Origin of the sequence: Nocardioides islandensis, from assembly GCF_015352455.1 — a bacterium.
In the GTDB taxonomy this organism is placed as follows: domain Bacteria; phylum Actinomycetota; class Actinomycetes; order Propionibacteriales; family Nocardioidaceae; genus Nocardioides; species Nocardioides islandensis.
In genome coordinates this window covers 160,073-183,009 of sequence record NZ_JADKPN010000008.1, presented here as the reverse complement: position 1 = coordinate 183,009, position 22,937 = coordinate 160,073, and the positions used below count along the sequence as shown (strand labels likewise).

General features: G+C 72.5%; 27 protein-coding genes. 12 read left to right on the top strand and 15 right to left on the bottom strand.

What is annotated here, in order from left to right; translation table 11 throughout:
- Nucleotides 1-5: 5 nt before the first annotated feature.
- Both ISU07_RS14465 and ISU07_RS14460 read right to left on the bottom strand, forming a co-directional pair.
- Entirely contained in the window at nt 6-782 is a 777-nt protein-coding gene (locus ISU07_RS14465) for an inositol monophosphatase family protein (RefSeq protein WP_194707501.1), read from the bottom strand.
- Between the two features lie 21 nt (nt 783-803).
- Nucleotides 804-1,169, bottom strand: coding sequence for a YchJ family protein (locus ISU07_RS14460; protein ID WP_323742622.1), 366 nt, complete (start codon nt 1,167-1,169; stop codon nt 804-806).
- A 74-nt stretch (nt 1,170-1,243) separates the two neighbouring features.
- Between ISU07_RS14460 and ISU07_RS14455 the strand changes: the two genes are divergently transcribed.
- Together ISU07_RS14455 and ISU07_RS14450 are read left to right on the top strand one after the other, a co-directional pair.
- Entirely contained in the window at nt 1,244-2,632 is a 1,389-nt protein-coding gene (locus tag ISU07_RS14455) for a magnesium chelatase (RefSeq protein WP_194707500.1), read from the top strand.
- A complete protein-coding gene (locus ISU07_RS14450; RefSeq protein WP_194707499.1) occupies nt 2,610-4,649 on the top strand; it encodes a vWA domain-containing protein in 2,040 nt (679 codons plus the stop codon). Before ISU07_RS14455 ends, ISU07_RS14450 begins: the two co-directional genes overlap by 23 nt.
- Nucleotides 4,650-4,653: 4 nt before the next feature.
- Here ISU07_RS14450 and ISU07_RS14445 read toward each other — a convergent pair whose 3' ends face one another.
- Nucleotides 4,654-5,985 (bottom strand): ABC1 kinase family protein, encoded by a 1,332-nt coding sequence (locus tag ISU07_RS14445; RefSeq protein ID WP_194707498.1) that lies wholly within the window; start codon nt 5,983-5,985, stop codon nt 4,654-4,656.
- Between the two features lie 49 nt (nt 5,986-6,034).
- A complete protein-coding gene (locus ISU07_RS14440; RefSeq protein ID WP_194707497.1) occupies nt 6,035-6,892 on the bottom strand; it encodes a cobalamin-binding protein in 858 nt (285 codons plus the stop codon).
- Nucleotides 6,893-7,039: 147 nt separating this feature from the next.
- On the opposite strand from ISU07_RS14440, the gene ISU07_RS14435 reads away from it, so the two are divergent.
- The 4 genes from ISU07_RS14435 to ISU07_RS14420 are packed head-to-tail and all read left to right on the top strand — an operon-like array spanning nt 7,040 to nt 10,054.
- Entirely contained in the window at nt 7,040-7,819 is a 780-nt protein-coding gene (locus ISU07_RS14435) for a sulfite exporter TauE/SafE family protein (protein ID WP_323742621.1), read from the top strand.
- Nucleotides 7,820-7,832: 13 nt separating this feature from the next.
- The gene (locus ISU07_RS14430; RefSeq protein ID WP_194707496.1) at nt 7,833-8,366 is read left to right on the top strand and encodes a DinB family protein; all 534 of its coding nucleotides are present in this window, start codon (nt 7,833-7,835) and stop codon (nt 8,364-8,366) included.
- Nucleotides 8,363-8,890, top strand: coding sequence for a DinB family protein (locus ISU07_RS14425; RefSeq protein WP_323742620.1), 528 nt, complete (start codon nt 8,363-8,365; stop codon nt 8,888-8,890). The genes ISU07_RS14430 and ISU07_RS14425 overlap by 4 nt, the downstream gene beginning before the upstream one ends.
- Nucleotides 8,891-10,054, top strand: coding sequence for an MFS transporter (locus ISU07_RS14420; protein ID WP_323742619.1), 1,164 nt, complete (start codon nt 8,891-8,893; stop codon nt 10,052-10,054). It begins immediately after the preceding gene.
- Here ISU07_RS14420 and ISU07_RS14415 read toward each other — a convergent pair.
- The 4 genes from ISU07_RS14415 to msrA all read right to left on the bottom strand — a co-directional run bounded on the left by ISU07_RS14415 (nt 10,051) and on the right by msrA (nt 12,250).
- Entirely contained in the window at nt 10,051-10,701 is a 651-nt protein-coding gene (locus tag ISU07_RS14415) for a VOC family protein (RefSeq protein WP_194707495.1), read from the bottom strand. The genes ISU07_RS14420 and ISU07_RS14415 overlap by 4 nt on opposite strands.
- A 25-nt stretch (nt 10,702-10,726) precedes the next feature.
- Nucleotides 10,727-11,083 (bottom strand): YciI family protein, encoded by a 357-nt coding sequence (locus ISU07_RS14410; protein ID WP_194707494.1) that lies wholly within the window; start codon nt 11,081-11,083, stop codon nt 10,727-10,729.
- 135 nt (nt 11,084-11,218) lie between these two features.
- Nucleotides 11,219-11,569, bottom strand: a complete 351-nt coding sequence (locus ISU07_RS14405; protein ID WP_194707493.1) for a cupin domain-containing protein — start codon at nt 11,567-11,569, stop codon at nt 11,219-11,221.
- Between the two features lie 24 nt (nt 11,570-11,593).
- Nucleotides 11,594-12,250 (bottom strand): peptide-methionine (S)-S-oxide reductase MsrA, encoded by a 657-nt coding sequence (gene msrA / locus ISU07_RS14400; protein ID WP_194707492.1) that lies wholly within the window; start codon nt 12,248-12,250, stop codon nt 11,594-11,596.
- 96 nt (nt 12,251-12,346) lie between these two features.
- Between msrA and ISU07_RS14395 the strand changes: the two genes are divergently transcribed.
- The 4 genes from ISU07_RS14395 to ilvA are packed head-to-tail and all read left to right on the top strand — an operon-like array spanning nt 12,347 to nt 17,501.
- Entirely contained in the window at nt 12,347-13,510 is a 1,164-nt protein-coding gene (locus tag ISU07_RS14395; protein ID WP_194707491.1) for a cystathionine gamma-synthase, read from the top strand.
- Nucleotides 13,485-14,843 (top strand): glutamate mutase L, encoded by a 1,359-nt coding sequence (locus ISU07_RS14390; protein ID WP_323742618.1) that lies wholly within the window; start codon nt 13,485-13,487, stop codon nt 14,841-14,843. Before ISU07_RS14395 ends, ISU07_RS14390 begins: the two co-directional genes overlap by 26 nt.
- A 37-nt stretch (nt 14,844-14,880) precedes the next feature.
- Nucleotides 14,881-16,287: an AI-2E family transporter gene (locus ISU07_RS14385; RefSeq protein ID WP_194707490.1), complete on the top strand. Its 1,407-nt coding sequence runs from the start codon at nt 14,881-14,883 to the stop codon at nt 16,285-16,287.
- The gene (gene ilvA, locus ISU07_RS14380) at nt 16,284-17,501 is read left to right on the top strand and encodes a threonine ammonia-lyase (RefSeq protein WP_194707489.1); all 1,218 of its coding nucleotides are present in this window, start codon (nt 16,284-16,286) and stop codon (nt 17,499-17,501) included. Before ISU07_RS14385 ends, ilvA begins: the two co-directional genes overlap by 4 nt.
- A 20-nt stretch (nt 17,502-17,521) precedes the next feature.
- Here ilvA and greA read toward each other — a convergent pair whose 3' ends face one another.
- Together greA and ISU07_RS14370 are read right to left on the bottom strand one after the other, a co-directional pair.
- Nucleotides 17,522-18,016 carry a transcription elongation factor GreA gene (gene greA / locus ISU07_RS14375; RefSeq protein WP_194707488.1) on the bottom strand — a complete coding sequence of 165 codons (495 nt, stop codon included), beginning with the start codon at nt 18,014-18,016 and terminating at the stop codon, nt 17,522-17,524.
- A 202-nt stretch (nt 18,017-18,218) separates the two neighbouring features.
- Complete coding sequence (locus ISU07_RS14370) at nt 18,219-18,620, bottom strand: DUF4307 domain-containing protein (RefSeq protein ID WP_194707487.1); 402 nt, start codon at nt 18,618-18,620, stop codon at nt 18,219-18,221.
- Nucleotides 18,621-18,672: 52 nt separating this feature from the next.
- Here ISU07_RS14370 and mca point away from each other — a divergent pair, with 52 nt between their 5' ends.
- A complete protein-coding gene (mca, locus tag ISU07_RS14365; RefSeq protein ID WP_194707546.1) occupies nt 18,673-19,524 on the top strand; it encodes a mycothiol conjugate amidase Mca in 852 nt (283 codons plus the stop codon).
- A 41-nt stretch (nt 19,525-19,565) separates the two neighbouring features.
- Entirely contained in the window at nt 19,566-19,898 is a 333-nt protein-coding gene (locus ISU07_RS14360) for a hypothetical protein (RefSeq protein ID WP_194707486.1), read from the top strand.
- On the opposite strand, the gene ISU07_RS14355 is transcribed toward ISU07_RS14360, so the two are convergent.
- The 5 genes from ISU07_RS14355 to ISU07_RS14335 all read right to left on the bottom strand — a co-directional run bounded on the left by ISU07_RS14355 (nt 19,864) and on the right by ISU07_RS14335 (nt 22,933).
- Nucleotides 19,864-20,517 carry a VWA domain-containing protein gene (locus ISU07_RS14355; protein ID WP_194707485.1) on the bottom strand — a complete coding sequence of 218 codons (654 nt, stop codon included), beginning with the start codon at nt 20,515-20,517 and terminating at the stop codon, nt 19,864-19,866. The two genes, ISU07_RS14360 and ISU07_RS14355, sit on opposite strands and share 35 nt — an antisense overlap.
- Before the next feature lie 12 nt (nt 20,518-20,529).
- A complete protein-coding gene (locus ISU07_RS14350) occupies nt 20,530-20,934 on the bottom strand; it encodes a hypothetical protein (protein WP_228521906.1) in 405 nt (134 codons plus the stop codon).
- A gap of 31 nt (nt 20,935-20,965) precedes the next feature.
- The gene (locus tag ISU07_RS14345) at nt 20,966-21,562 is read right to left on the bottom strand and encodes an SAM-dependent methyltransferase (RefSeq protein WP_194707484.1); all 597 of its coding nucleotides are present in this window, start codon (nt 21,560-21,562) and stop codon (nt 20,966-20,968) included.
- A gap of 85 nt (nt 21,563-21,647) precedes the next feature.
- The gene (locus ISU07_RS14340; RefSeq protein WP_323742617.1) at nt 21,648-22,406 is read right to left on the bottom strand and encodes an FAD:protein FMN transferase; all 759 of its coding nucleotides are present in this window, start codon (nt 22,404-22,406) and stop codon (nt 21,648-21,650) included.
- Complete coding sequence (locus ISU07_RS14335) at nt 22,403-22,933, bottom strand: FMN-binding protein (RefSeq protein WP_194707483.1); 531 nt, start codon at nt 22,931-22,933, stop codon at nt 22,403-22,405. Before ISU07_RS14335 ends, ISU07_RS14340 begins: the two co-directional genes overlap by 4 nt.
- Between the last annotated feature and the right edge of the window lie 4 nt (nt 22,934-22,937).

Genomic DNA, 22,937 nt, shown 5'->3' with positions numbered 1-22,937 from the left:
CGACGTCAGGAGAGGTCCGGGATCAGGCCCTGGACCAAGTCGTACGTGGCCCTGTCGGCGGCGCTGACCAGCCCGCCCCTGACCCGTACCTGCGGCTGGTAGGCCTGCCCGTCGAAGGTGCCGAGGAACCCGCCGGCCTCGGCGAGCAGCAACGAGCCCGGGGCGTGGTCCCACGGCTTGGTGCCCGCGTAGATCCCGTAGTCCGCCTCGCCCTCGACGATCTTGGGGTAGTCGATCCCGCAACAGACCCACGTCAGCTCCAGCGCACGCAGGGCCCCCAGCGCGCGGCCGATCCAGCGCCGTTTCGAGGTGACCCCGCGCAGCTGCTCGCCGACAGGCGGCCGGATGAGCCGCTTGCCGTTGCGGAACGCCCCCGCGCCCCGCTCGGCGACGTACGCCGTCTCGTGCTGCGGCTGCCAGATCCACGCCCGCCCGACCTCGCCGCCACGGACCTCGGAGGCCATCACGGCGTGGTCCTTGGACCCCTTGACGAAGTTCTTGGTCCCGTCGACCGGGTCGACGGTGAACGCGTGGTCGGCGGCGTCGAACCGGTCCCTGAGCGACTGGTCGACGGCGTACGCCTCCTCGCCGAGGACGACGACGCCCGGGTACGCCGCCTGGAGGGCCGCGGTGATGAGGACCTCCGCCTCACGGTCGGCCACCGTGACGAGGTCGCCGGGGTTCTTCTCGGCGATCTCGTGGGAGCTGAGGCTGCGGAACCTGGGGTTGATGACCTCCTCGGCCACCTCCCGCAGGAGGGTCAGCACCTCGTCGGTCTCCATCACCCCCACCCTAGGGGCGGCTCATCGGGACACCGCCTCGACGTACACCCAGCGGCCGCCGCGCCGCTCGAACAGGCTCACCTCGTGGTGCACGCCGGGTCCGTCGGCGGTGCGGAAGTGCGCGGTGAACTCCACCACGTCGTCCTCGGCCCGGTGCACCTCGAGGCCGGTCCAGGTCAGCTCCGGCCGGGGCGACACGGTGTCGGGACGGGTGCGCGGGTGCCAGGTGCGGAAGACGTGGTCGAGCTCGCCGAGCGCGTACGCCGAGTAGCGCGACCGCATCAGCTCCTCCGGCGTCTCGGCCTGGCGCGCGCCGACGTGCAGCGGACCGCAGCACGCGTCGTACGCCGTGCCGGAGCCGCACGGACAGGGCTCGGGCAGGCTCACGACGGGCACGCTAGCCGCAGGAGTGGAACGGACACCCCCTCCGGTTCTTGGCGGGCGGGTCTAGCGTGTTCAGGGTGACCCAGGCACCATCCGCCACCACCGTCGGTGAGCTCCGCGCGAGCGGGCACGTCCAGCAGAGCCTGCGCGAGGAGATCCGCGCGAACCTGCTGACCATGCTGCGCGAGGGCGAGGACCCGTGGCCGGGACTGCACGGCTTCGACGACACGGTGATCCCCCAGCTCGAGCGCGCGCTGCTGGCGGGCCACGACATGGTGCTGCTCGGGGAGCGCGGCCAGGGCAAGACACGCCTGCTGCGCACGCTCGTCGGCCTGCTCGACGAGTGGACGCCGGTGATCGCGGGCAGCGAGCTCGGCGAGCACCCGTACGACCCGATCACCCCGGAGTCGCGGCGCCGCGCGCTCGAGATGGGCGACCGGCTGCCGGTCGACTGGCGGCACCGCTACGAGCGGTACGCCGAGAAGCTGGCGACGCCCGACACGAGCGTCGGTGACCTCATCGGGGACGTGGACCCGATGAAGGTCGCGGAGGGCCGTCGGCTCGGCGACCCCGAGACCATCCACTTCGGGCTCGTGCCTCGCAGCCACCGCGGGATCGTGGCGATCAACGAGCTGCCCGACCTCGCCGAGCGGATCCAGGTCGCGCTGCTCAACGTGATGGAGGAGCGCGACATCCAGATCCGCGGGTACGTCCTGCGCCTGCCCCTCGACGTCTTCCTCGTCGCCAGCGCGAACCCCGAGGACTACACCAACCGCGGCCGGATCATCACCCCGCTCAAGGACCGCTTCGGCGCGGAGATCCGCACGCACTACCCGGTCGCGCTCGAGGACGAGATCGCGGTGATCCGCCAGGAGGCGCACCTGCTGGCCGACGTGCCTGACCACCTCGTCGAGATCATGGCCCGCTTCACCCGGCAGCTGCGCGACTCGAGCTCGGTCGACCAGCGCAGCGGCGTGAGTGCGCGCTTCTCGATCGCGGCCGCCGAGACGGTCGCCGCGGCCGCGCTGCACCGCGCCACGCTCCAGGGCGAGGACGAGCCGGTCGCCCGGCTGGTCGACCTCGAGGCCGCCGTCGACACGTTGCGCGGCAAGGTCGAGTTCGAGACCGGCGAGGAGGGCCGCGAGGACGAGATCCTCACCCACCTCCTCCGCTCCGCGACCGCCGAGACCGTGCGCCAGCACTTCCGCGGCCTCGACTTCAGCCTCCTGGTGGACCGCATCGAGGCCGGCCAGATGGTGACGACCGGCGAGCAGGTCACCGCGCGCGACTTCCTCACCGGCCTCCCCGTGCTGGGCGAGTCGGAGCTGTACGACGAGGTGTGCGACCGCCTGGGCGCCACCAACGACGGCCAGCGGGCCGGCGCCATCGAGCTCGCGCTCGAGGGCCTGTACCTGGCCCGCAAGATCAGCAAGGAGACCGGCGGTGGCGAGACGGTCTACGGGTAGGCACCGGTACACGCCGTACGGCGGCGGCGACCCGCTCGCTCCTCCCGTCGACCTGGCCGAGGCGCTGGACTCGATCGGCGAGGACGTGATGGCGGGGTACAGCCCCGAGCGCGCGATGCGGGAGTTCCTGCGGCGCGGCGGCCGGGACCGCGAGGGCCTCGACGACCTGGCGCGCCGGGTCGCGGAGAAGCGCCGCGAGCTGCTGTCCCAGCACAACATGGACGGCACGCTGCAGGAGATCCGCGAGCTGCTGGATCACGCGGTCATGAGCGAGCGCGGGCAGCTGGCCCGCGACGTCGAGATGGACGACGCCGACCGGGCGTTCCGCGAGATGCAGCTCGACAACCTGCCGCAGTCGACGGCGGCAGCGGTCAGCGAGCTCAGCGACTACGACTGGCAGAGCCGCGAGGCCCGCGAGGACTACGAGCGGATCAAGGACCTGCTGGGCCGGGAGATGCTCGACCAGCGGTTCGCCGGCATGAAGCAGGCCCTCGAGAACGCCACCGACGAGGACCGTGAAGCCATCAACGAGATGCTCACCGACCTCAACGAGCTGCTCGACAAGCACGGCCGCGGCGAGGACTCCCAGGAGGACTTCGACGAGTTCATGGCCAAGCACGGGGACTTCTTCCCGGAGAACCCCCAGAACGTCGACGAGCTCATCGACGCCCTCGCCCAACGGGCGGCCGCCGCCCAGCGGATGCTCAACTCCATGTCGCGCGAGCAGCGACAGGAGCTGATGGCGCTCTCGCAGCAGGCGTTCGGCTCACCCGCGCTCATGGAGCAGCTCGTCCAGCTCGACGCGAACCTCCAGGCGCTGCGGCCGGGCGAGGACTGGTCGGGCTCCGAGCGCTTCGACGGCGAGCAGGGCCTCGGCCTCGGCGACGGCACCGGCGTGCTCCAGGACATCGCCGACCTCGACGAGCTCGCCGACCAGCTGTCGCAGACCTACGACGGCGCCCGGATGGACGACCTGGACCTCGACAAGCTCGCCCGTCAGCTCGGTCCCGAGGCCGCCGTCGACGCGCGCACCCTCCAGCGGCTCGAGCAGGCGCTCCGCGACAGCGGGTACCTCAAGCGCAGCAGCGACGGCCAGCTCAAGCTCTCGCCAAAGGCCATGCGCCAGCTCGGACGGGCACTCCTGCGCGACGTGGCCAGCCGCATGTCCGGCCGCCAGGGCCAGAGAGACCTGCGGCAGTCGGGAGCCGCCGGCGAGCGCTCCGGGGCCACGCGTGCCTGGGAGTTCGGCGACACCGAGCCGTGGGACGTCACGCGCACCGTCACCAACGCCGTGCAGCGCGTCGTCGCCGACGGCGGCGACCCGCGGACCGGCGTACGCCTCCACATCGACGACGTCGAGGTGACCGAGACCGAGGCGCGCACGCAGGCCGCGGTCGCACTGCTCGTCGACACGTCGTTCTCGATGGCCATGGACGGCCGGTGGGTGCCGATGAAGCGCACCGCGCTCGCCCTGCACACGCTGATCCGGTCGCGGTTCCGCGGCGACGACCTGCAGCTGATCACGTTCGGGCGCTACGCCCAGAGCATGGACATCGACCAGCTCACCGCGCTCGACGCCCGGTGGGACAAGGGCACGAACCTGCACCACGGCCTGCTGCTGGCCAACCGGCACTTCCGCAAGCACCCCAACGCCCAGCCGGTGCTGCTGATCGTGACCGACGGCGAGCCGACCTCACACCTCGAGCCGGGGGGCGAGGTGTACTTCGAGTACCCGCCCCACCCGCTGACCGTCGCCTACGCCGTCCGCGAGCTCGACAACGCCGGGCGCCTGGGCGCGCAGACGACGTTCTTCCGGCTCGGCGACGACCCGGGCCTGGCCCGGTTCATCGACTCCATGGCCCGCCGGGTCGACGGCCGCGTCGTGTCGCCGGAGCTCGACGACCTCGGCGCCGCCGTGGTCGGCTCGTACCTCGGCTCGCGCAGCCCGGCCGGCCTGTCCGGCTACGGCCACTACGGCGACTGGTTCGGCGGGCGCGGGTTCTGGGTCGGCAGCTGACCGATCAGGGCGCGAACCCCGGCAGCGACTCCTCGAGGATGGCCTTGAACGGCGCCTCCGCCTCGAGCTGGCTCAGCAGGCCGATGCCGCCGAGCCAGGTGCGATGGATCAGCAGGTACGCCGGCGGCAGGTTGATCTTCGTCGTCACGGTGTACGACGGGGAGCGCGGGTTGTTGACCCGGTCGAACTGCTCGCGCATCCACTCGCGCGAGAACCGGAACCGCTCGACGCGGGTCGGCTCCACGAACGGTGCCAGGTAGTCGAAGACGTCCTGCGGGTCGACCCGGATGTTCTCCTTGACGAACCCCTCGCGGCGCAGGCCCTCCAGCAGCGCGTCGGGGTCCTGGTCGGCGACCAGGCGCATGAGCCGGCCGAGGGCCGCGGGCAGCGAGCGCTCCGGGAGGCGGGCCACGGCGCCGTAGTCGAGCACGCCGAGGCGGCCGGGCAAGCCGTCGTCGGTCGGCAGGATCCGGAAGTTCCCGGGGTGCGGGTCCGCGTGCAGCATCCCGGTGCGGGCCGGGCCCGCGAACAGGAAGCGGACGAGCAGCTCGCCGTAGTGGTCACGCTCCTCCTGGGAACCCGAGCGGATCACCGACGCCAGCGACGAGGGTGACTCCATCCACTCGCTCACGAGCACCCGCTCGCCGAAGGCCACCACCTCCGGGACCACGATCTCGGGGTCCCCGCGGAAGGCGTCGGCGAACGCGGCCTGCGCCTCGGCCTCGAGCCGGTAGTCCAGCTCGTCGGCGGCGCGGGCCTGGACCTCCTCGACCAGCGGCTTGATGTCGATGCCCGGGAAGACGGGTGCGACGCCCTTGGCGACCCGGGCGATCTGCTTCAGGTCGCCGAGCAGTGCCTGGGCGGCGCCGGGGTACTGCACCTTGATGGCGACCTCGCGACCGTCGTGCCACCGGCCGCGGTGCACCTGGCCGATCGACGCGGCGGCCGCAGCCTTCTCGTCCATCTCGACCAGCAGGTCGCGCCAGTCGGGGCCCAGGGCGTCCTCGATCTCCTCGTAGGCCATCGCCGCCGGCATCGCCGGCGCGGAGTCCTGGAGCGCGGTCAGGTGCTCCCGGTACGGCGCGACCAGCTCGTCGGGCAGCGCGGCCTCCAGCACCGACAGGGCCTGGCCGAACTTCATCGCGCCGCCCTTGAGCTCCCCGAGCGTGCGGAAGAGCTGCTCGGCCGTGCGCTGCTGCACCTCGGTCAGCACCGCCTCGGCCGGCTTGCCGCCGAGCCGCTTGCCGAACCCCAGCGCCGTGCGGCCGGCGTACCCGAGCGGGAGCGCCGCCAGTCGCGCCGTGCGCACGGCGGCCTTGCGCGGGAGCTCGGTCACGGGGTCATCACGGGCCCATTGTCCCCGACGTACCTGAGACCGTCTCCGGTCAGGCCGGACGAACGGCGTGCAGGAGCCTCGCCAGCTCCTCGACACCGTCGACCAGGCGGGTCCCCGGACGGGCCCACGAGGCGTTCGCGTCCACGGCGTGCACCGGTACGCCGGCCGGCAGCACGCCGCTCGCGACCAGCTGGTCGGCCAGGGCCTGGCTGCCGTCGCGGTCGTAGCCGCAGGGTGCCACCACGATGTGCTCCGGCTCGGCGGCGTGCACGTCCTCCCACGTCACCCGGCGGGACTTCTCGCCGGGTGTCGCCAGCAGGGGTACGCCGCCGGCGAGCTCGATCATCTCCGGGATCCAGTGCCCGGGCGCGAACGGCGGGTCGGTCCACTCCAGGAACATGACGCGCGGCTTGCGCCGGGAGACCGACCAGCCCCACAGCGCGGCCAGCTGCCGGCGCTGGTACCTCACCAGGTCGGCCGCCTCCTCCTCGTGCCCGGTCGCCTTGCCGAGGGTCTCGATCGAGGCGAAGACGTCGTCCAGCGTGTGCGGGTCGACGGTCAGCACCTCGGCGGTGCAGCCCAGGTGCGCGAGCGCGTCGTCCACCACGGACACGTCGACCGCGCACACCGCGCACAGGTCCTGGGTGACCACGAGGTCGGCGTCCAGCCCGGCCAGCGCGCCCTCGTCGAGGTGGTACAGGTCCTCACCGCGCTGCATGGCGCCGACGACGTACGCGTCGATCTCGCCCGGGGTGAGCCCCTCCGGCATCGCGCTGGTCGAGACGATCCGGCGCGTCCGCGCCTCCTCGGGGTAGTCGCACTCGAACGTCACCCCGACCACGTCGTCGCCGGCGCCGATGGCGAACAGGATCTCCGTGGTGGAGGGGAGGAGGGACACGATCCGCACGGAGCCATTCTGCCCACCGCTGGTCGAGGAGGTTGCGCAGCAACCGTCACGAGACCCCGCACCGGAGAGCGACGGCGTGCAGGGTCTCGTGACAGGCGCCAGGGCGCCTTCCTCGACCAGCGGGTGGTGTTGGCGAAGATGGCGCACGTGGACGACCCGACGTACGGCGTGCTGGCGCTGCTCGCGCTGGCGGCGCTGGCCGCGGGGTTCGTCGACGCGGTGGTCGGGGGCGGCGGGCTGATCCAGCTGCCGGCGCTGCTGATCGGGCTGCCCGGGGCGTCGCCCGTGCAGGTCCTGGCCACCAACAAGCTGGCCGGCATCTGCGGTACCTCGGTCAGCAGCCTCACCTACTACCGGCGGATCCGCCCTGACCCACGGACGTTCCTGCCGCTGATGGTGTTCGCGTTCCTCGGGTCGGCGCTCGGCGCCGTCGCGGCCAGCCACATCCCCCGGTCGGCGTTCGACCCGATCGTGCTGGTGGCGCTGGTCGTGGTCGGGGCGTACGTCGTGCTCAAGCCCGACCTGGGTGAGGTGACCGAGCTCCGGTTCGCCGGCCGTCACCACACCGCGGCTGCCGTCGGCGTCGGCGTGGTCGTCGGGTTCTACGACGGCGCGCTCGGGCCGGGCACCGGCAGCTTCTTCGTGTTCAGCCTGGTCGGGCTGCTCGGCTACTCGTTCCTCGAGGCGTCCGCCAAGGCCCGGATCGCGAACTGGGCCACGAACCTCGCCGCGCTGGTCGTCTTCGTGCCCCAGGGCGAGGTGCTCTGGCGGACCGGGCTGGTGATGGGCGCGTGCAACCTGGTCGGCGGGTACGTCGGCGCGCGGACCGCGGTCGCCAAGGGCGCGCCGTTCGTCCGGATCTTCTTCATCGTGGTGGTGTCGGGGTTCGTCGTGCGTATTGGGGGAGACGTGCTCGGGATCTGGTGACTACCGTCGCGCCATGGCTGTGGACCGCTCGGACCCCCCGCTCGCGGCGTCGGAAGCCGAGACGCTGCGGGCCTACCTCGACTACCACCGCGACACCCTGCTCATGAAGACCGACGGGCTGACCCAGGAGCAGCTGTCCCGGACCCACCCTCCGTCGGAGCTCACCCTCGGCGGTCTGCTCAAGCACGCCGCGCTCAACGACGACTGGTGGTTCTGCCGGGTCTTCGGGGGCCGCGACACCGAGCCCGACTGGGTGCCGGCCGGCGCGTTCGACGAGGACGACGACTGGGAGCTCCACTCCGCGAAGGACGACCGCCCCGAGGAGCTGCGCCGCATCTTCGACTCCGCGCGGGCCGCGGCCGACGCCGCGATCGACCGCGGGCTGGCCGCGGGCGGACTCGACGCCACGTCGTCGATGCCGAGCCGCCGCGAGGGCACGCCGTTCAGCCTGCGCTGGGTGGTCCTGCACATGATCGAGGAGTACGCCCGGCACAACGGGCACGCGGACCTGCTGCGCGAGGCGGTCGACGGGCAGGTGGGGGAGTGAGCCGGTTCCCGAGGACCGACCCGCCGCCCGCGAGCGACGAGGCGGGGATGCTGCGGGCCTTCGTCGACTTCTACCGGGCGACGATCCTGCGGCAGGTCGAGGGCCTCACCGACGAGCAGCGTGCGGCGACCCTGGGCCCGTCGACGCTGACGCTCGCCGGGATCCTCAAGCACCTCACGCTGGTCGAGCACGGGTGGTTCCGGATGGCCCTGCACGACCTGCCGGACGCCCCGTGGGTCGGGGACGGCTACGAGAGCGACCCGGACTGGGACTTCAACTCGGCCGTCCATGACCCGTGGGAGCTGTTGGTGTCGCGCTTCGAGGAGGCGGTGGCCGAGAGCGACGCCATCCTGGACGCCGCACTGGCAACGCCGGAGGGGCTCGACCTGGTGGCCGAGCAGGAGTGGCACGGCATGCACGTGACCCTGCGCTGGATCCTGGTCCACCTCGTCGAGGAGTACGCCCGGCACGCCGGCCACGCGGACCTGATCAGGGAGTCGATCGACGGCGCCACGGACCTCTAGGTGGACCTGAGGCACGTACCCCGCCTCGTCTGGGTCCTGGCCGGCGGCAGGTTCCTCAGCTCGACGAGCAGCTACACGATGCTGTTCCTCACGCTGTACCTGACCGGCCCGCGCCACCTCTCCGTCACGACCGCCGGGCTCGTCGTCGGCGGGACCGGCGTCGGGCTGCTGCTCGGCAGCTTCACCGGCGGCTACTGGGGCGACCGGTTCGGCCACCGGCCGGTCCTGCTGCTCGCCTCGACCGTCGGCGGCCTCGGCACCGTGGCGATCCCGTGGGCGCCGACCTGGACGTTCGCGGTCGGGATGCCGGTGCTCTGGTACCTCGGCGCGACCCAGGGTGTCTCGACCGGAGCGCTCGCCGCCCTGGCCGTGGACCGCGGGGACCGGCGTACGTCGATCGCCATCAGCCGCGCCGCGTCCAACGCCGGCTTCGTCATCGGGCCGCCGCTGGGCGCGCTGATCATCCTCCAGAGCTGGACGGCCCTGTTCGTCGTCGAGGGGCTGATGATCCTGGCCGTCCGGTACCTCGTCGCGCCGTTCCTCCCGCGCGAGAACGCCTACCGGGTCGCACACGCGGCCGGCGCCGAGCCGGTCGGCATGCTGCGCGCGCTGCGGGCCGACCGGGCGCTGATGCGGCTGCTCCCGGCGATCGTCGTGGTGGACCTCGTCTACCGGCAGCTCTACACGACCGTGCCGCTGCACCTGCGCGACTCCGGCCAGCCGGTGGCGCTGTACGCCGCCCTCAACGCCGTCGGTTCCGGGCTGATCCTCTTGCTGGAGGTGCCCGTCGCCCTGCGGCTGCGGCGGCTGTCGTCGTACTCGATCATCGCCACCGGCTACGCGCTGGTCGGCATCGGCTTCGCGCTCTTCGGGCTGCCGGTGTCCGTCGCCAGCGCGGTGCTGGCGATGGTGGTGCTGACGTCCGGGGAGATCCTCTACAAGACCACCGCGACCGCGCACGTGCTGGACGCGGCGCCGGACCACCTCGTCGGGCAGTACCAGGGGCTGTACACCGGCGCGGCCACCTCCGGCACCCTGCTCGCCGGCCCGGTGGGGACGGCCGTGTACGCCGCGGCGCCGGCGTTGCTCTGGCCGCTCTGCGGCCTGGCCGGCCTGCTGGCCGCCGCCACCGTGCTGGCGTCCCGGCGGCTCGCGCGCGCCTAGCCGGCGATGCCGGCGTCGGGCCAGGCGACCAGGCAGACCTTGTTGCCGGCGCGGTCGGCCATGATCCAGCTGGCCTCGAGATCCTCGACCGACACGATGCGTCCGCCCGCCGCCAGCGCGGCCGCCAGCCGCGCCTCGACCTGGTCGCGGGGCACCGAGACGTCGAGGTGCATCGCGTGCCGCAGCGGCTTGGCCGGGTCGAGCTCCTGCAGCCAGACGGTCGAGCCGTGGCCGAGGGGGTCGATGCCGTTGTCCTCGGCCAGTGGGTCGTAGCCCAGCACCGCCCGCCAGAAGCCCAGGTCGATCTCGTCGGGTCGCGCCGAGACCGTGATCTGCACGCTCTGGACGGCGGCGCGGTCGGACGTCGCCCCGAGCTCGCGGGCCACCTCCGAGATCCGCCGGGCGAGCTCGATGTGGTGGGCCTCGCCCTGGAACACGCCACGCGTCAGCCGCACGGTCAGCCGCCGGTCGCCGGCGGTGAGCAGGACGCCCGACCCATCGAGCCCGGGCACCTCGGCCACCGCGGCGGCCAGCCGCGCCGCACCGGGCAGCGAGTCGGCGACGTAGGCCGCCACCGCCCCGCTGTGCGTCACCGCCCAGTCGTCCAGCCCCGCCGCCACGAACTCACGCCAGCCCTCTTCGCTCATCCCGGCATCGTGGCACCCGCCACCGTCATGCCCCGGTGCGACGCCTGAAGAGGTGGACCTCCTGGGGCCAGCCGCACGCGACCGCGACCTTCCCCGCCCAGTGCCGAGCGGCCTCCTCGTCGGCGACGTCGACGACGCAGATGCCGCCGAGGTGCTCCTTGGTCTCGGCGAAGGGGCCGTCGGTGAACACCGGCGCGCCGCTCGACGCGTCGACGCTGAACACCGGCGCCTCGGTGTCCAGGCCGCCGGTGAAGACGAGGACGCCGGCCTCCTGCATCTCCTGCCGCAGCTCCCGCACCCGCAGGCCGGCCTCGACGAAGTCGGGCTCGGTGAGGTGCGGCGAGATCCACTCGTCGTCGAACTTGATGAGGTACTCCGTCATGTCGGCTCCTTCGCGGGCAGGCTCGAGCGGCCCGCCTCCATCATCTCCACGAACGCGGTGGGGACGATCCGACAGGTGCCGAGCCATCAGCTGGCTCGACCACTGGCCTGACTGCTGGCCCGGCTGCTGGCCCGGCTACTGGCTCGGCTGTCGGGGCCCGAGGGCCGCCTCGGCGTCGGCGGCGGTCGCACCGTCCTTCAGCTCGACGAAGATGACGTGCGTCGGGGTGTCGCCGACGTTCTCGCCGTGGTGCTCCTGAGCGGGCAGCCAACCGACCGTGCCGGCCGCCAGCTCGACCTCGCGGGCGCTGTTCCCCGAGACCAGACGCCGGCGGAACGACGAGAGCGTGTACATGACACTGTCCGGGTGGTGGTGCGGCGTGGTCCGCTGGCCCGGGTGGTCGCTGTACTCCAGCACGCGGACCCGGTCGTTCTCGAAGACCACCTTGTAGTGGTCGGGGTTGGTCGCGACCGGGTCCAGTGACATGGAGCCAGCATGCCGCCGCGGGCCTCAGGCCGGGAAGGGCACCCCGGTCGTCGCGTGGCAGCGGTACCCGTGCGGGTTCTTGAAGAGGTACTGCTGGTGGTGGTCCTCGGCGTAGTAGTACGTCGCCGGGTCGGCGTCGTCGACCAGCTCGATCTCGGTGGTGATCTCGTCGAAACCGCGGCGGGCGAGCTCCTCGCCGTACTCCTTGGTGAGGTCGCGCGCCGTCTGCTCCTGCTCGGGCGTCGTGGCGTAGATCGCGGAGCGGTACTGGGTGCCGACGTCGTTGCCCTGGCGCATGCCCTGGGTCGGGTCGTGCACCTCGAAGAACCGCTTGACCAGGTCGGCGTACGCGACGACCTTCGGGTCGAACACGACGCGGACGGCCTCGGTGTGGCCGGTGCGACCGCTGCAGACCTCCTCGTACGTCGGGTTCCGGGTCTGCCCGCCGGCGTACCCGACCGACGTCGACCAGACCCCCGGGATCTGCCAGTAGAGCTCCTCGGCACCCCAGAAGCAGCCCAGGCCGAAGATCGCGACCTCGTGACCAGCGGGGATGTCCCGGGTCTCGACGGGCGCGTCCAGCACGAGGTGGCGGGAGGCGAGGTGGAACGGGCGCTCGGGGCGGCCGGCCAGCGCCTCGCCGGGGGCGGGGAGCGTGGTCTTGGTGCGGCGGAAGTTCATGGATCCTCCTTCGGGTTCACCTACTGAACCACCCGGCACCGCCGTTCGTTCCGCCCGGGCGGATGACAGAACTCTTACGGCGATAGCGTCGTCCGGGTGACCCATCAAGAGCATCGGACGAAGGGCGGCTTCGAGACCCGGGCCATCCACGCCGGCTACGAGCCCGACGCGGCGACCGGGTCGGTGATCCCGCCGATCTACGCGACCAGCACCTACAAGCAGGACGGCGTGGGCGGGCTGCGCGGCGGCTACGAGTACAGCCGCTCCGGCAACCCCACGCGCTCCGCCCTGGAGGGCAACATCGCGGCGCTGGAGGAGGGCGAGCGCGGGTTCGCGTTCGCCAGCGGCCTGGCCGCCGAGGACACGGTCATCCGGGCGCTGTGCCGTCCGGGCGACCACGCGCTGCTTCCCGACGACGCGTACGGCGGCACCTTCCGACTGTTCGACAAGGTCGCGACCGAGTGGGGGCTGCACCACGACCCGGCGCCGGCCTCCGACCTGGACGCGGTACGGGCGGCGATCCGCCCCGGCGAGACCAGGCTCGTCTGGGTCGAGACGCCGACCAACCCGCTGCTGAACATCGGCGACATCGAGGCGCTGGCCACCATCGCCCACGAGGCCGGCGCGCTGCTGGTGGTCGACAACACCTTCGCCACGCCGTACCTCCAGACGCCGCTCACCCTCGGCGCCGACGTGGTGCTGCACTCCACGACCAAGTACGCCGGCGGGCACTCCGACGTCGTCGGCGGCGCCGTCGTCGTCAAGGACCTCGACCTGGCCGAGCAGATCGCCTTCCACCAGAACGCCATGGGCGGGGTGGCCGGGCCGTTCGACTCCTGGCTGGTGCTGCGCGGGCTGAAGACGCTCGGCGTGCGGATGGACCGCCACTGCGACAACGCCGAGAAGGTCGTGGAGTTCCTGACCGGGCACGAGGCGGTCTCGCGCGTCTACTACCCGGGCCTGCCCGAGCATCCCGGCCACGACGTGGCCGCGAAGCAGATGAAGCGGTACGGCGGCATCGTGTCGTTCACGGTCACCGGTGGCGAGCAGCACGCCGTGGACGTGTGCGGCAGGACCGAGGTGTTCACGCTGGGCGAGTCGCTCGGCGGCGTGGAGAGCCTCATCGAGCACCCCGGCCGGATGACCCACGCGTCGGTGTCGGGCACCGCCCTCGAGGTACCGGCCGACCTGGTGCGCCTCTCCGTCGGCATCGAGACCATCGACGACCTGCTCGGTGACCTCGACCGTGCCCTCGCCTGAGGTCACCATCTGCGTCGACTTCGGGTCGACGTTCACCAAGGCCGCGCTCGTCGACCTGACGGCCGGCCGGATCGTCGCCCAGGCCTCGCACCCGACGACGATCGACACCGACGTGCTGGACGGGTACGACGCCTGCCTGGCCGCGCTCGTCGACGCCGACCCGCGGGCCGCCGGCGCCGACGTCCTGGCGTGCTCCTCGGCCGGTGGCGGCCTGCGGATCGCGGTCGTCGGCAACGAGGAGCTGGTCACCGCCGAGGCCGGCCGCCGCGTCGCCCTCTCCAGCGGTGGACGGGTGGTCGAGGTCGTCGCCGCTGCGGGTCGTGTGCCTGAGGACGCGCAGTGGCGCGTCCTGGGACACACGACCCGACCGGACGTGGTGCTGCTGACCGGGGGGACCGACGGCGGGAACACGCGGGTCGTCGTGGGGGCCGCGCAGGGGATCGTCGCCGGCGGCTGGAGCGGGCCGGTCGTGTTCGCCGGCAACGCCGACGCCCGGCCGGAGGTCGAGGAGGCGCTGGCCGGCCTGCCGTACGTCGTCGCCGACAACGTCGTGCCCCGCATCGGCGTCCTCGCCCCCGAGTCCGCCCGCAGGGCGATCCGGGAGATGTTCCTGGCCCACGTCATCGGCGGCAAGCACCTGAGCGAGCGGGCCGACTTCACCGCGATGGTCACCGGTGCGACGCCGGACGTCGTGCTGACCGGTGTGGAGGTGCTGGCGCAGACCGCCGGCGACGTGGTGGTCGTCGACGTCGGCGGCGCGACCACCGACGTGCACTCGGTGGTCCGGCTCGACCCCGAGGAGGCGAACCTCTCCCGCGAGGTCGTCGCCACCACACCCGTCACCCGTACCGTCGAGGGCGATCTCGGCATGCGCTGGTCGGCCACGTCCACGGTCGCCGCGGCCGGGCTCGACGACCTCGCCGGGGCGGCCGTGGTGCGGCATGCCGACCCGGGGTTCCTGCCGCGGACCGACGAGGAGTACGCCGAGGACGAGGCCATCGCCCGGGCGGCGGTGAGCCTGGCCCTGCGCCGGCACGCCGGCCGCAGCCAGGTCGTCGTGGGACCCGACGGCCGCGTCGTGGAACGCACCGGCAAGGACCTCCGCGAGGTCGACCTGCTCGTGGGGTCGGGCGGCGTGCTCCGGCACGGCCGGCCCGGCGTCGAGGAGCGCGTCCTCGCCGGCAGCGTCGGCGAGGTCGAGGGCGGCTGGCAGCTGCCCCGGGCACCCAGGGTCGTCGTGGACCGCGACTACGTGCTGGCCGCGGCCGGCCTCCTCGTCGAGAAGCACCCCGAGGCGGCGTACCGCCTCGTGCGGCACCTCGCCGGCGACTGACCCCGGCCCGCCGCGGCACGGGCACTAGCCTGGCCGCGTGTCAGACACCTCGCGCGACGACGACCTCGAGGACGGCGTCGGCGACGACGGGTCCGGTGAACGGCTGACCGGGCGCATCGCCCAGCAGTGGCACCAGATCTCCCAGCTGCGCGCCGAGCGCCGCACCTCCCAGCCCCCGGAGCCGGTGGTCGCCGGGTCCTCGAACTTCTCCCGGGCGCACGTGCCGTGGGGGGTCGACCTGACGGCCGCGTGGGCCTGGCGGTTCCTGGTGATCGCCGCCGCGGCGTACCTCATCGCCCGCATGCTCGGCTTCCTGATGGTCATCGTGCTGCCGGTGGTCGTGGCGATGTTCATCGCGGCACTGGTGGAGCCGGTGGTCAGTGCGATGACCCGCCGCGGGGTGCCTCGCGGCCTGGCCGCGGGGCTGATGGTCATCGTCGTGATCGGTTCGGTCGTGACCCTGCTGACGGTGGCCGGCAACCAGGTCGCCAACGGCGCCCAGGACCTGGCCGACTCGGTGAGTGAAGGCGTCGCGCAGATCACCGACTGGCTCAAGAACGGCCCCCTGCACGCCAGCGACAGCCAGATCAACGACTACCTGGATCGCGCGCAGGAGGGAGTGAGCAACTTCGCCAAGGACGGCGAGATCTTCTCCAAGCTCTCGGAGGTCGGCACCGCGGTCGGGCACGTGCTCGCCGGCTTCTTCATCGTGCTGTTCTCGACGTACTTCTTCCTCGCCGACGGCGAGCGGATCTGGGCCTGGTTCGTGCGGCTCTCGCCGCGGGCCAGCCGCGTCCTGGTCGACGGCTCCGGCCGGGTGGCCTGGGTGTCGCTGACCCAGTTCGTGCGGGCCACGGTGATCGTCGCGGCCACGGACGCGCTCGGCGTGATGATCGTGGCCACCATCCTCGGCGTCCCGTTCGTGATGGCCATCGGCGTGCTGGTCTTCCTCGGCGCCTTCGTGCCGATGGTGGGGGCGTTCGTCGCCGGGACGGTCGCCGTCATGGTCGCGCTCGTCGACCAGGGCCCGATCACGGCGCTGTTCATGCTCGGCGGCGTCGTCCTCGTGCAGCAGATCGAAGGGCACGTGCTGCAGCCCTTCCTGATGGGCCGGTTCGTCTCGGTGCACCCGCTCGGCGTGATCGTCGCGATCGGCATCGGCGTCGTGGTGGCCGGCATCCCCGGCGCCCTGATCGCCGTTCCGCTGGCCGCGACCGGCAACGCGGTGGCCCAGCACCTGGCCGCGAACACCAGGCCCGGGGATGATCCGGAGGAGGAGCTCGAGCGCGACTACGACGCCGACGGCGAGCGACCACCCGACGTCGTCACCGACGACGAGGGCGCCCCGGTCGAGCCGGAGGAGCGCGACCCGGGCTACGGCAACCGACGGGGGACCGATCCATCAGCTCCACCGTCAGACCCGCCGGAGGAAGGGAACCCATGATCGACCCGACCGCTGACGTCACCCTCGCCGACATCGAGGCCGCTCGGGAGGTCCTGGAGACCGTCACGGTGCGTACGCCGATGGAGCGTTCGCGCTGGCTGTCCACCGACGCCGGTGGTGACGTCTACCTCAAGCTGGAGAACCTGCAGCGCACCGGCTCGTTCAAGACGCGCGGCGCCTACTACCGCATCTCCCGGCTCACCGAGGCCGAGCGCGCGAACGGCGTCGTGGCGGCGTCCGCCGGCAACCACGCCCAGGGGGTCGCGCTGTCGGCCAGCCTGCTCGGCATCAAGTCCACGGTGTTCATGCCGGAGGGCGCGCCGATCCCGAAGATCCGGGCGACGCAGGGGTACGGCGCGGACGTCGTCTTCCACGGCCAGTACCTCGACCAGGCGCTCGTCGCCGCCCGCGAGTTCGCCGACCGCACCGGCGCGGTGCTGATCCACCCGTTCGACCACGTCGACATCGTGGCCGGCCAGGGGACGTGCGGCCTGGAGATCCTCGAGCAGGTGCCTGACGTGAAGACGGTCGTGGTGCCCACGGGCGGAGGCGGGCTGCTGGCCGGGATCGCGATCGCGGTCAAGAGCAAGCGCCCCGACGTCCGGCTCGTCGGCGTGCAGGCGGCCGGCGCCGCGGCGTACCCGCCCTCGCTCGCCGGCGGCCACCCCGTCCAGCTCGAGCAGATGCGCACCATCGCCGACGGCATCGCCGTGGGCCGGCCGGGTGACATCCCGTTCCACGCGGTGCAGGAGTACGTCGACGACATGCTGACGGTCTCCGAGGAGCAGCTGTCGCGCGCCGTGCTCGCGGTCGCCGAGCGCGCCAAGCAGGTGGTCGAGCCGGCGGGGGCCGCCGGCGTCGCGGCGTTCCTGGACGACGCGACGCGGTTCGCCACGCCCGCCGTCGTGGTGCTCAGCGGCGGCAACATCGACCCGTTGCTGCTCGGGAAGGTGATCCGTCAGGGCATGGCCGCCGCGGGGAGGTACCTCAGCATGCGCGTGCACATCCCCGACGTCCCGGGCGGCCTGGCCACCCTGCTCGCCGAGCTCGCCGGTGTCGCGGCGAACGTCATCGAGGTCACCCACGAACGCAACTCGCCCGAGCTGCACCTCGACGAGGTCGAGGTGCTCGTGCAGCTCGAGACGCGCGGCCCCGAGCACTCCGAGCGGGTGATCGGCCGCCTGCGGGAGCAGGGCTACGAGGTCTTCGTGTAGTCCTCGACCAGCGCAGCTGGTTACGCGTGGTACGGGGTCGCGTCGGTGATCTCGACGGTCATGCTCTTGCCGGACGGCGCGGTGTAGCTGACCCGGTCGCCGACCTTGGCGCCGAGGATGGCCGAGCCGAGGGGTGACTCGGGGGAGAAGACGTCGATGGTGCCGTCCTCGAGGGCCTTGTTGCCCAGCAGGAAGGTGTTCTCGTCGGCGTCGCCGGCGAACTTGTAGGTGACCTTCATGCCCGGCTCGACGATGCCGTTGTCCTCGGGGGTCTCGCCGACCTCGGCGCGGCGGAGCATGTCCTCGAGCTGGCGGATGCGCGCCTCGACCTTGCCCTGCTCGTCCTTGGCGGCGTGGTAGCCGCCGTTCTCCTTGAGGTCACCCTCGTCGCGGGCGGCACTGATGCGCTCGATGATCTCCTGGCGCACGGGACCGCTCAGGTTCTCCAGCTCGGCCTTGAGCTTGTCGTAGGCCTCCTGGGTGAGCCAGATCTTGTCCTGGACGGGCTGCGTCATCGGAATCTCCTGTACTGCGGGGGAACGGGCCCGAGGGCCGTCCTTGCGGATCGTGGACCGAACTCGGGGTGGGAATGATCGTTCAGCCTCCGGCGGCTGCTCGACCGGTTTCTCGTGCCGTCACGGGGGCAGCCACGGGGTGGTTCGGAGACTCCACGTTAGCAAAGAGGAGGACGAAAGACCCGCCGACGGCAGAACGCCTTCAGCGGGGTCGGTGCTGGTCAGGGGTGGTGCAGCCCACGTTCTCGACCGCGCTCGCGCGGCGTTCGGTGCGGACGTCGACCTCGTTGCGACCGGCCTGCGGGGTGAAGCTCGCCTCACCGACGACGGTGTGGTCGGCCGCGATCGCGCGCACCTGGCAGGTGGCGTCCGGGCTCCCGCGGAGCACCACGTCGATGCGTGCCGTCACGGCGTGGTCGTCGACGACCACGAAGCCGACCAGCTCCGAGCTCACCGCCGGGCTCGCGTGGAAGAGCGTCGCCCAGGCCAGCCAGCCCAGCCCGAGCACCCCGACCAGGCCCGAGCCGATGATCACCGCCGTACGCCGCCAGGGATCGGGCCGTCCGTAGCGGTCCGCCAAGTCGGCAGGAGGCGCGTCGGTCACGGTCCCTACACTCCCATCCGTGACCAATGCGCCACCCAACGGACTCCGGCTGATGCACGTGCACGCCCACCCCGACGACGAGTCGAGCAAGGGCGCGGCGACGACGGCCATGTACGTCGCCCAGGGCGTCGACGTGCACGTGGTCACCTGCACCGGCGGCGAGCGGGGCTCGATCCTGAACCCGAAGATGGACCGACCCGACATCGCGGCCAACATCGCCGAGGTGCGCCGCCAGGAGATGGAGCGGGCCCGCGACATCCTCGGCGTCACCCAGGACTGGCTGGGGTTCGTGGACTCGGGCTGGCCCGAGGGCGACCCCAAGCCGCCGCTGCCCGAGGGCTGCTTCGCCCTGGTGCCGCTCGAGGAGTCGGCCGAGCGGCTGGTCCGGCTGATGCGCTCCTTCAAGCCGCACGTCGTGACGACGTACGACGAGAAGGGCGGCTACCCGCACCCCGACCACATCCGCTGCCACGAGGTGTCGGTGGCGGCGTTCGAGGCGTCGGGCGACCCGGAGAGGTACCCCGATGCCGGCGAGCCGTGGCAGCCGCTCAAGCTCTACTACTCCCACAACTGGAACCGTCCCAAGATGATCGCCATCCACGAGGCGATGCTCGAGCACGGCCTCGAGTCGCCCTACGCGGAGCGGCTCGAGGACTGGAAGCCCGACCCCGAGTGGGACGCGCGGGTCACCACGCGGATCCCGTGCGGCGACTACTTCGGCGTGCGCGACCAGGCGCTGATGGCGCACGCCACGCAGATCGACCCGGACGGGCCGTGGTTCGTGGTGCCGCGCGAGATCCAGCAGACCGCCTGGGGGACCGAGGACTACGAGCTGGTCACCAGCCACGTGGAGACCTCGATCCCCGAGGACGACCTCTTCGCCGGCGTCACCCCGGATCGCTGACCCGGTTCCCGGCCTGGCCCGGCGAGAGGGAGAATGGCCTCATGGCCACCGCACTGCTCGCGCCGTTGCTCCGGCTCGCCGACGGCAACAACCCCGACCCGGTGCCGGCCGACAACGACGTCGTCGCCGGCGGCACCGCCCTCCTCGTCTTCGCGTTCCTGGCCCTGGCCGTGGTCTTCCTGGCCTTCAGCTTCGTCAAGCAGCTGCGCAAGACGCAGGCCAACCGCGAGGCGGGAGTCTTCGGCGACGAGCCGGCCGCCCCGGAGGACGAGGCGACGTCCAGCCCCCCGGCCACTGGGCCAACTACTGGCCCGGCTACTGGCCCGACTACTGGGCCGGCTACTGGGACGCCTCCCGGCGCTGCTCCTCGCTGAATTCGCTCATCGCGGCGGCCGCGGGAGCCGGCACGCCGGCGGCCCGGGCCCGGCGGTACGACGACACGTTGGCCGCGGTCGCCGCCAGCGCCTGCTTGACGTTGCCGCGCCCGTAGGTCACGGAGTGCCCCGCGCCGACACCGATGCTCATGCCGACCTCGATGGCGTCCTGGTCGGCGCCGAGGTACAGGAACTGCCACTGGTAGTCGCGGGTCTGCCGCTCGATCAGCTCCTTGACCTGCGGGTGCGTCCACTCACGGCTGGCGTTCTCCATGCCGTCGGTCATGATCCCCACGACGACCGTGCCGGGCCGCTGGTCCTCGGGCAGCGCCGCCAGGCGCTTGCCGGCGTCGATGACGAGGCGGGCGATCGCGTCGAGCAGCGCGGTGGTGCCCCGGGGCTCCAGGACCAGGGACGGCACGTCGGCGATCGGCCGGTCGGCGTACACCTCGTCGTAGTGGTCGTCGAACTGGCAGAGCGTGACCCGGCACTCACCGGGGGTCTTGCGCTGCTCGGCGATGAAGGCGTCGAAGCCGCCGACGGTGTCGTCGACGATCGTGTGCATCGAGCCGGAGCGGTCGAGCAGGAAGTAGAGGTGGGTGAGATCGGCGTTCGTCATGGCGGTGTCTCCTTACCTGGTGGGTCGGCGTGGTCGGAAGCGCATCGGTGCCGGCGGCACCGCGCCCGGGGCGAGGGGGGCGTGACGGCCCTGCTCGACGTCGTACCTCGCCCGCTCGACGCCCGCGGCGGTGACCCGGCCCTCCTCGGACTGGTAGGCCGCGAGGGTGCGGGTGCGGGCGAGGCGGGGGCCGACGGCGTTCTCGCTGAGCCCGGCCAGGGCGCCGGCGGAGCGGATCGTCTCCCCGTCGACCACGGCCGCGGCCATCGCCTCGTCGATCGCGACGGTCAGCAGCTCCTGGGCCTCCCGTAGCCGCGGGAGCGCGGTCGCCGGGTCGCTCGGGTCGACGGCCGCCAGGGCGTGGCGGGCGTGCTCGATGGCCGAGTCGATGGGTCCTGCAGCAGATGCGTCGTTCACGTCACCACGGTACCGCAGTAACTGCGGCAACTCAAGAAGTTCGCTCGAGCACCACCAGGCAGTCGTACGCCGTCGCCTCGCCGACCGGCCTGGCGACCCGTTCCGCCCGGAGCACGTCGAGGTCGTGGCCGGCGAGGTCGGCGAGCACGTCGTCGGCGGTCATCAGCACCGCCGGGTCCTGGGGACCGCCGGTGCCCTCGGTGAGGTTCGTGGAGTCGTGGGCGACGACCACGAGGATGCCGCCGGGCTGGAGGGCTGCGAAGGCCCGCTCGTGGGCCGAACGCCGTTCCTCCTCGACCAGCTGGAGGTACGCGACCAGGACGAGGTCGTGCTCGTCCGGCCAGGGCGTGCTGGTCGCGTCGGCGACCACCCACGCGATGCGGTCGGCGACCCCGGCCCGGTCCGCGATCTGCCGGCCCTTCTCGAGCCCGACGCGGGAGAAGTCGGTCGCGGTGACCGTCCAGCCGCGCTGCGCCAGCCAGATGGCGTTGCGCCCCTCGCCCGCCGCCAGGTCCAGCGCCCGGCCGGGCGACAGGTCCGCGCAGACCTCGGCCACGAACCGGTTCGGCTCCGCCGACCAGACGAGCTCCGAGGCGGCGTACCGCTCGTCCCACCCGGCGGCGTCCACGCCACGAGTTTTCCACAGCCCTCCCGGGGTAGTCCGGTGTGAATGGGCTGTCGCAGGGTCGACGTCGCGACCCGTTCACACCGGACTACCCCGGCAGACGCGTGGTGGTGCCGTCGGTCCACTGGAGGTACGCCGGGCGGCCGGGGCGGTGGGTGGCCAGCCAGCGCGGGGCGTCGGCGTCGAGGGCCAGCGCGGTGGTGGCGTCGACGTCGGCGTCGGTGAGGTTGGCCGCGACGACGGTGACCGAGGTGAGCCGGCGCGGCGGCCGGCCGGTGCGGGCGTCGACGACGTGCGCGCCCCGGTGCGCGAGCCCGGAGGTGGCGACGGCGCCGTCGCGCAGGGAGACGACGGCGACCGTGCGCAGCGGGTCGGTGGCGTCCTCGATCCCGATCCGCCACTCGGGGCGATCGCTGGTCGCCACGTGCACGACCATGTCGCCGCCGGCGGACAGGCAGAAGTCGGTGTCGTCGAGGGCGCGCAGGTGCCGGGCCGCCCGCTCCACGGCCCAGCCCTTCACCACACCGCTCGGGTCGAGGCGTCCGTCGCGGACCACGTCGAAGGCGCCGCCGGACTCGCGCCGGGCGCGCTCGCCGATCGCCAGTACCTCCCGCACCTCGGGCGGCCCGTCGGCCGCACGTACCTCACCCCGGTCCAGGCGGGAGACGAACGAGTCGGCGCGCCACGGGCTGAACACCCGGTCCGCCTCGCGCAGGTCGGAGAGCACCGCGGCCCAGGCCTGGTCGGCCTCCGGTCCGGTGTCGTGCCGCCCACGCAGGGCGAGGCTGATCGGAAGCCCCATGACCTGCTCGACCCGGCGGCGTACGGGAGCGGCGGTGCCCGTCACAGGCCCGCCTGGTCGAGGGCGCTCTGGAGCGACTGCAGGTACCCCACGCTGGTCACGGTCGCGCCGCTGACCATGTCGATGCTCGCGCTCTGCTGGTCGAGGGTCTCCTGGATCAGCACCGGCAGGGCGTAGCCGTTGATCTGGGCGTCCTGTCCGTTGCCGCTCGGGTACTGCAGGACCGAGACGTCGGTGATCTTGCCGCCGGAGACGGTGAGCTCGACCTGCACCGGGCCCCACTGGGTCTGCGCGACGTCGCCGGTGGCGGTCGTGCTCTTCTTCGCCGACGACGTCGAGGAGGTCGAGCCGGACGATCCCGAGCCGGAGCCCGAGGAGCCGGAGGTGCCCGAGCCGGAGGTGCCCGAGCCGGAGGTGCCCGAGCCCGACGAGCCGCCGGCGGTGGTGCCCGACGAGATGACGGGTGGGTTGCCGGCGCCCGACGCGAGCGTGCTGCTGGTCGAGGTGTGGTAGCCGAACATCAGCACCACCACGGTGATGGTGGACAGGATCCAGGTCGTGATGCGCTTCATGGGG

What these genes read in the sequence shown, in the direction of transcription:
- ISU07_RS14405 (WP_194707493.1), bottom strand. Translation starts at nt 11,569, where the DNA reads ATGTCACTGGACCCGGTCGCGACCAACCCCGACCACTACAAGGTGGTC.
- ISU07_RS14410 (WP_194707494.1), bottom strand. Translation starts at nt 11,083, where the DNA reads ATGACGGAGTACCTCATCAAGTTCGACGACGAGTGGATCTCGCCGCAC.
- ISU07_RS14465 (WP_194707501.1), bottom strand. Translation starts at nt 782, where the DNA reads ATGGAGACCGACGAGGTGCTGACCCTCCTGCGGGAGGTGGCCGAGGAG.
- msrA (WP_194707492.1), bottom strand. Translation starts at nt 12,250, where the DNA reads ATGAACTTCCGCCGCACCAAGACCACGCTCCCCGCCCCCGGCGAGGCG.
- ISU07_RS14335 (WP_194707483.1), bottom strand. Translation starts at nt 22,933, where the DNA reads ATGAAGCGCATCACGACCTGGATCCTGTCCACCATCACCGTGGTGGTG.
- ilvA (WP_194707489.1), top strand. Translation starts at nt 16,284, where the DNA reads ATGATCGACCCGACCGCTGACGTCACCCTCGCCGACATCGAGGCCGCT.
- mca (WP_194707546.1), top strand. Translation starts at nt 18,673, where the DNA reads ATGCACGTGCACGCCCACCCCGACGACGAGTCGAGCAAGGGCGCGGCG.
- ISU07_RS14415 (WP_194707495.1), bottom strand. Translation starts at nt 10,701, where the DNA reads ATGAGCGAAGAGGGCTGGCGTGAGTTCGTGGCGGCGGGGCTGGACGAC.
- ISU07_RS14360 (WP_194707486.1), top strand. Translation starts at nt 19,566, where the DNA reads ATGGCCACCGCACTGCTCGCGCCGTTGCTCCGGCTCGCCGACGGCAAC.
- greA (WP_194707488.1), bottom strand. Translation starts at nt 18,016, where the DNA reads ATGACGCAGCCCGTCCAGGACAAGATCTGGCTCACCCAGGAGGCCTAC.
- ISU07_RS14355 (WP_194707485.1), bottom strand. Translation starts at nt 20,517, where the DNA reads ATGACGAACGCCGATCTCACCCACCTCTACTTCCTGCTCGACCGCTCC.
- ISU07_RS14430 (WP_194707496.1), top strand. Translation starts at nt 7,833, where the DNA reads ATGGCTGTGGACCGCTCGGACCCCCCGCTCGCGGCGTCGGAAGCCGAG.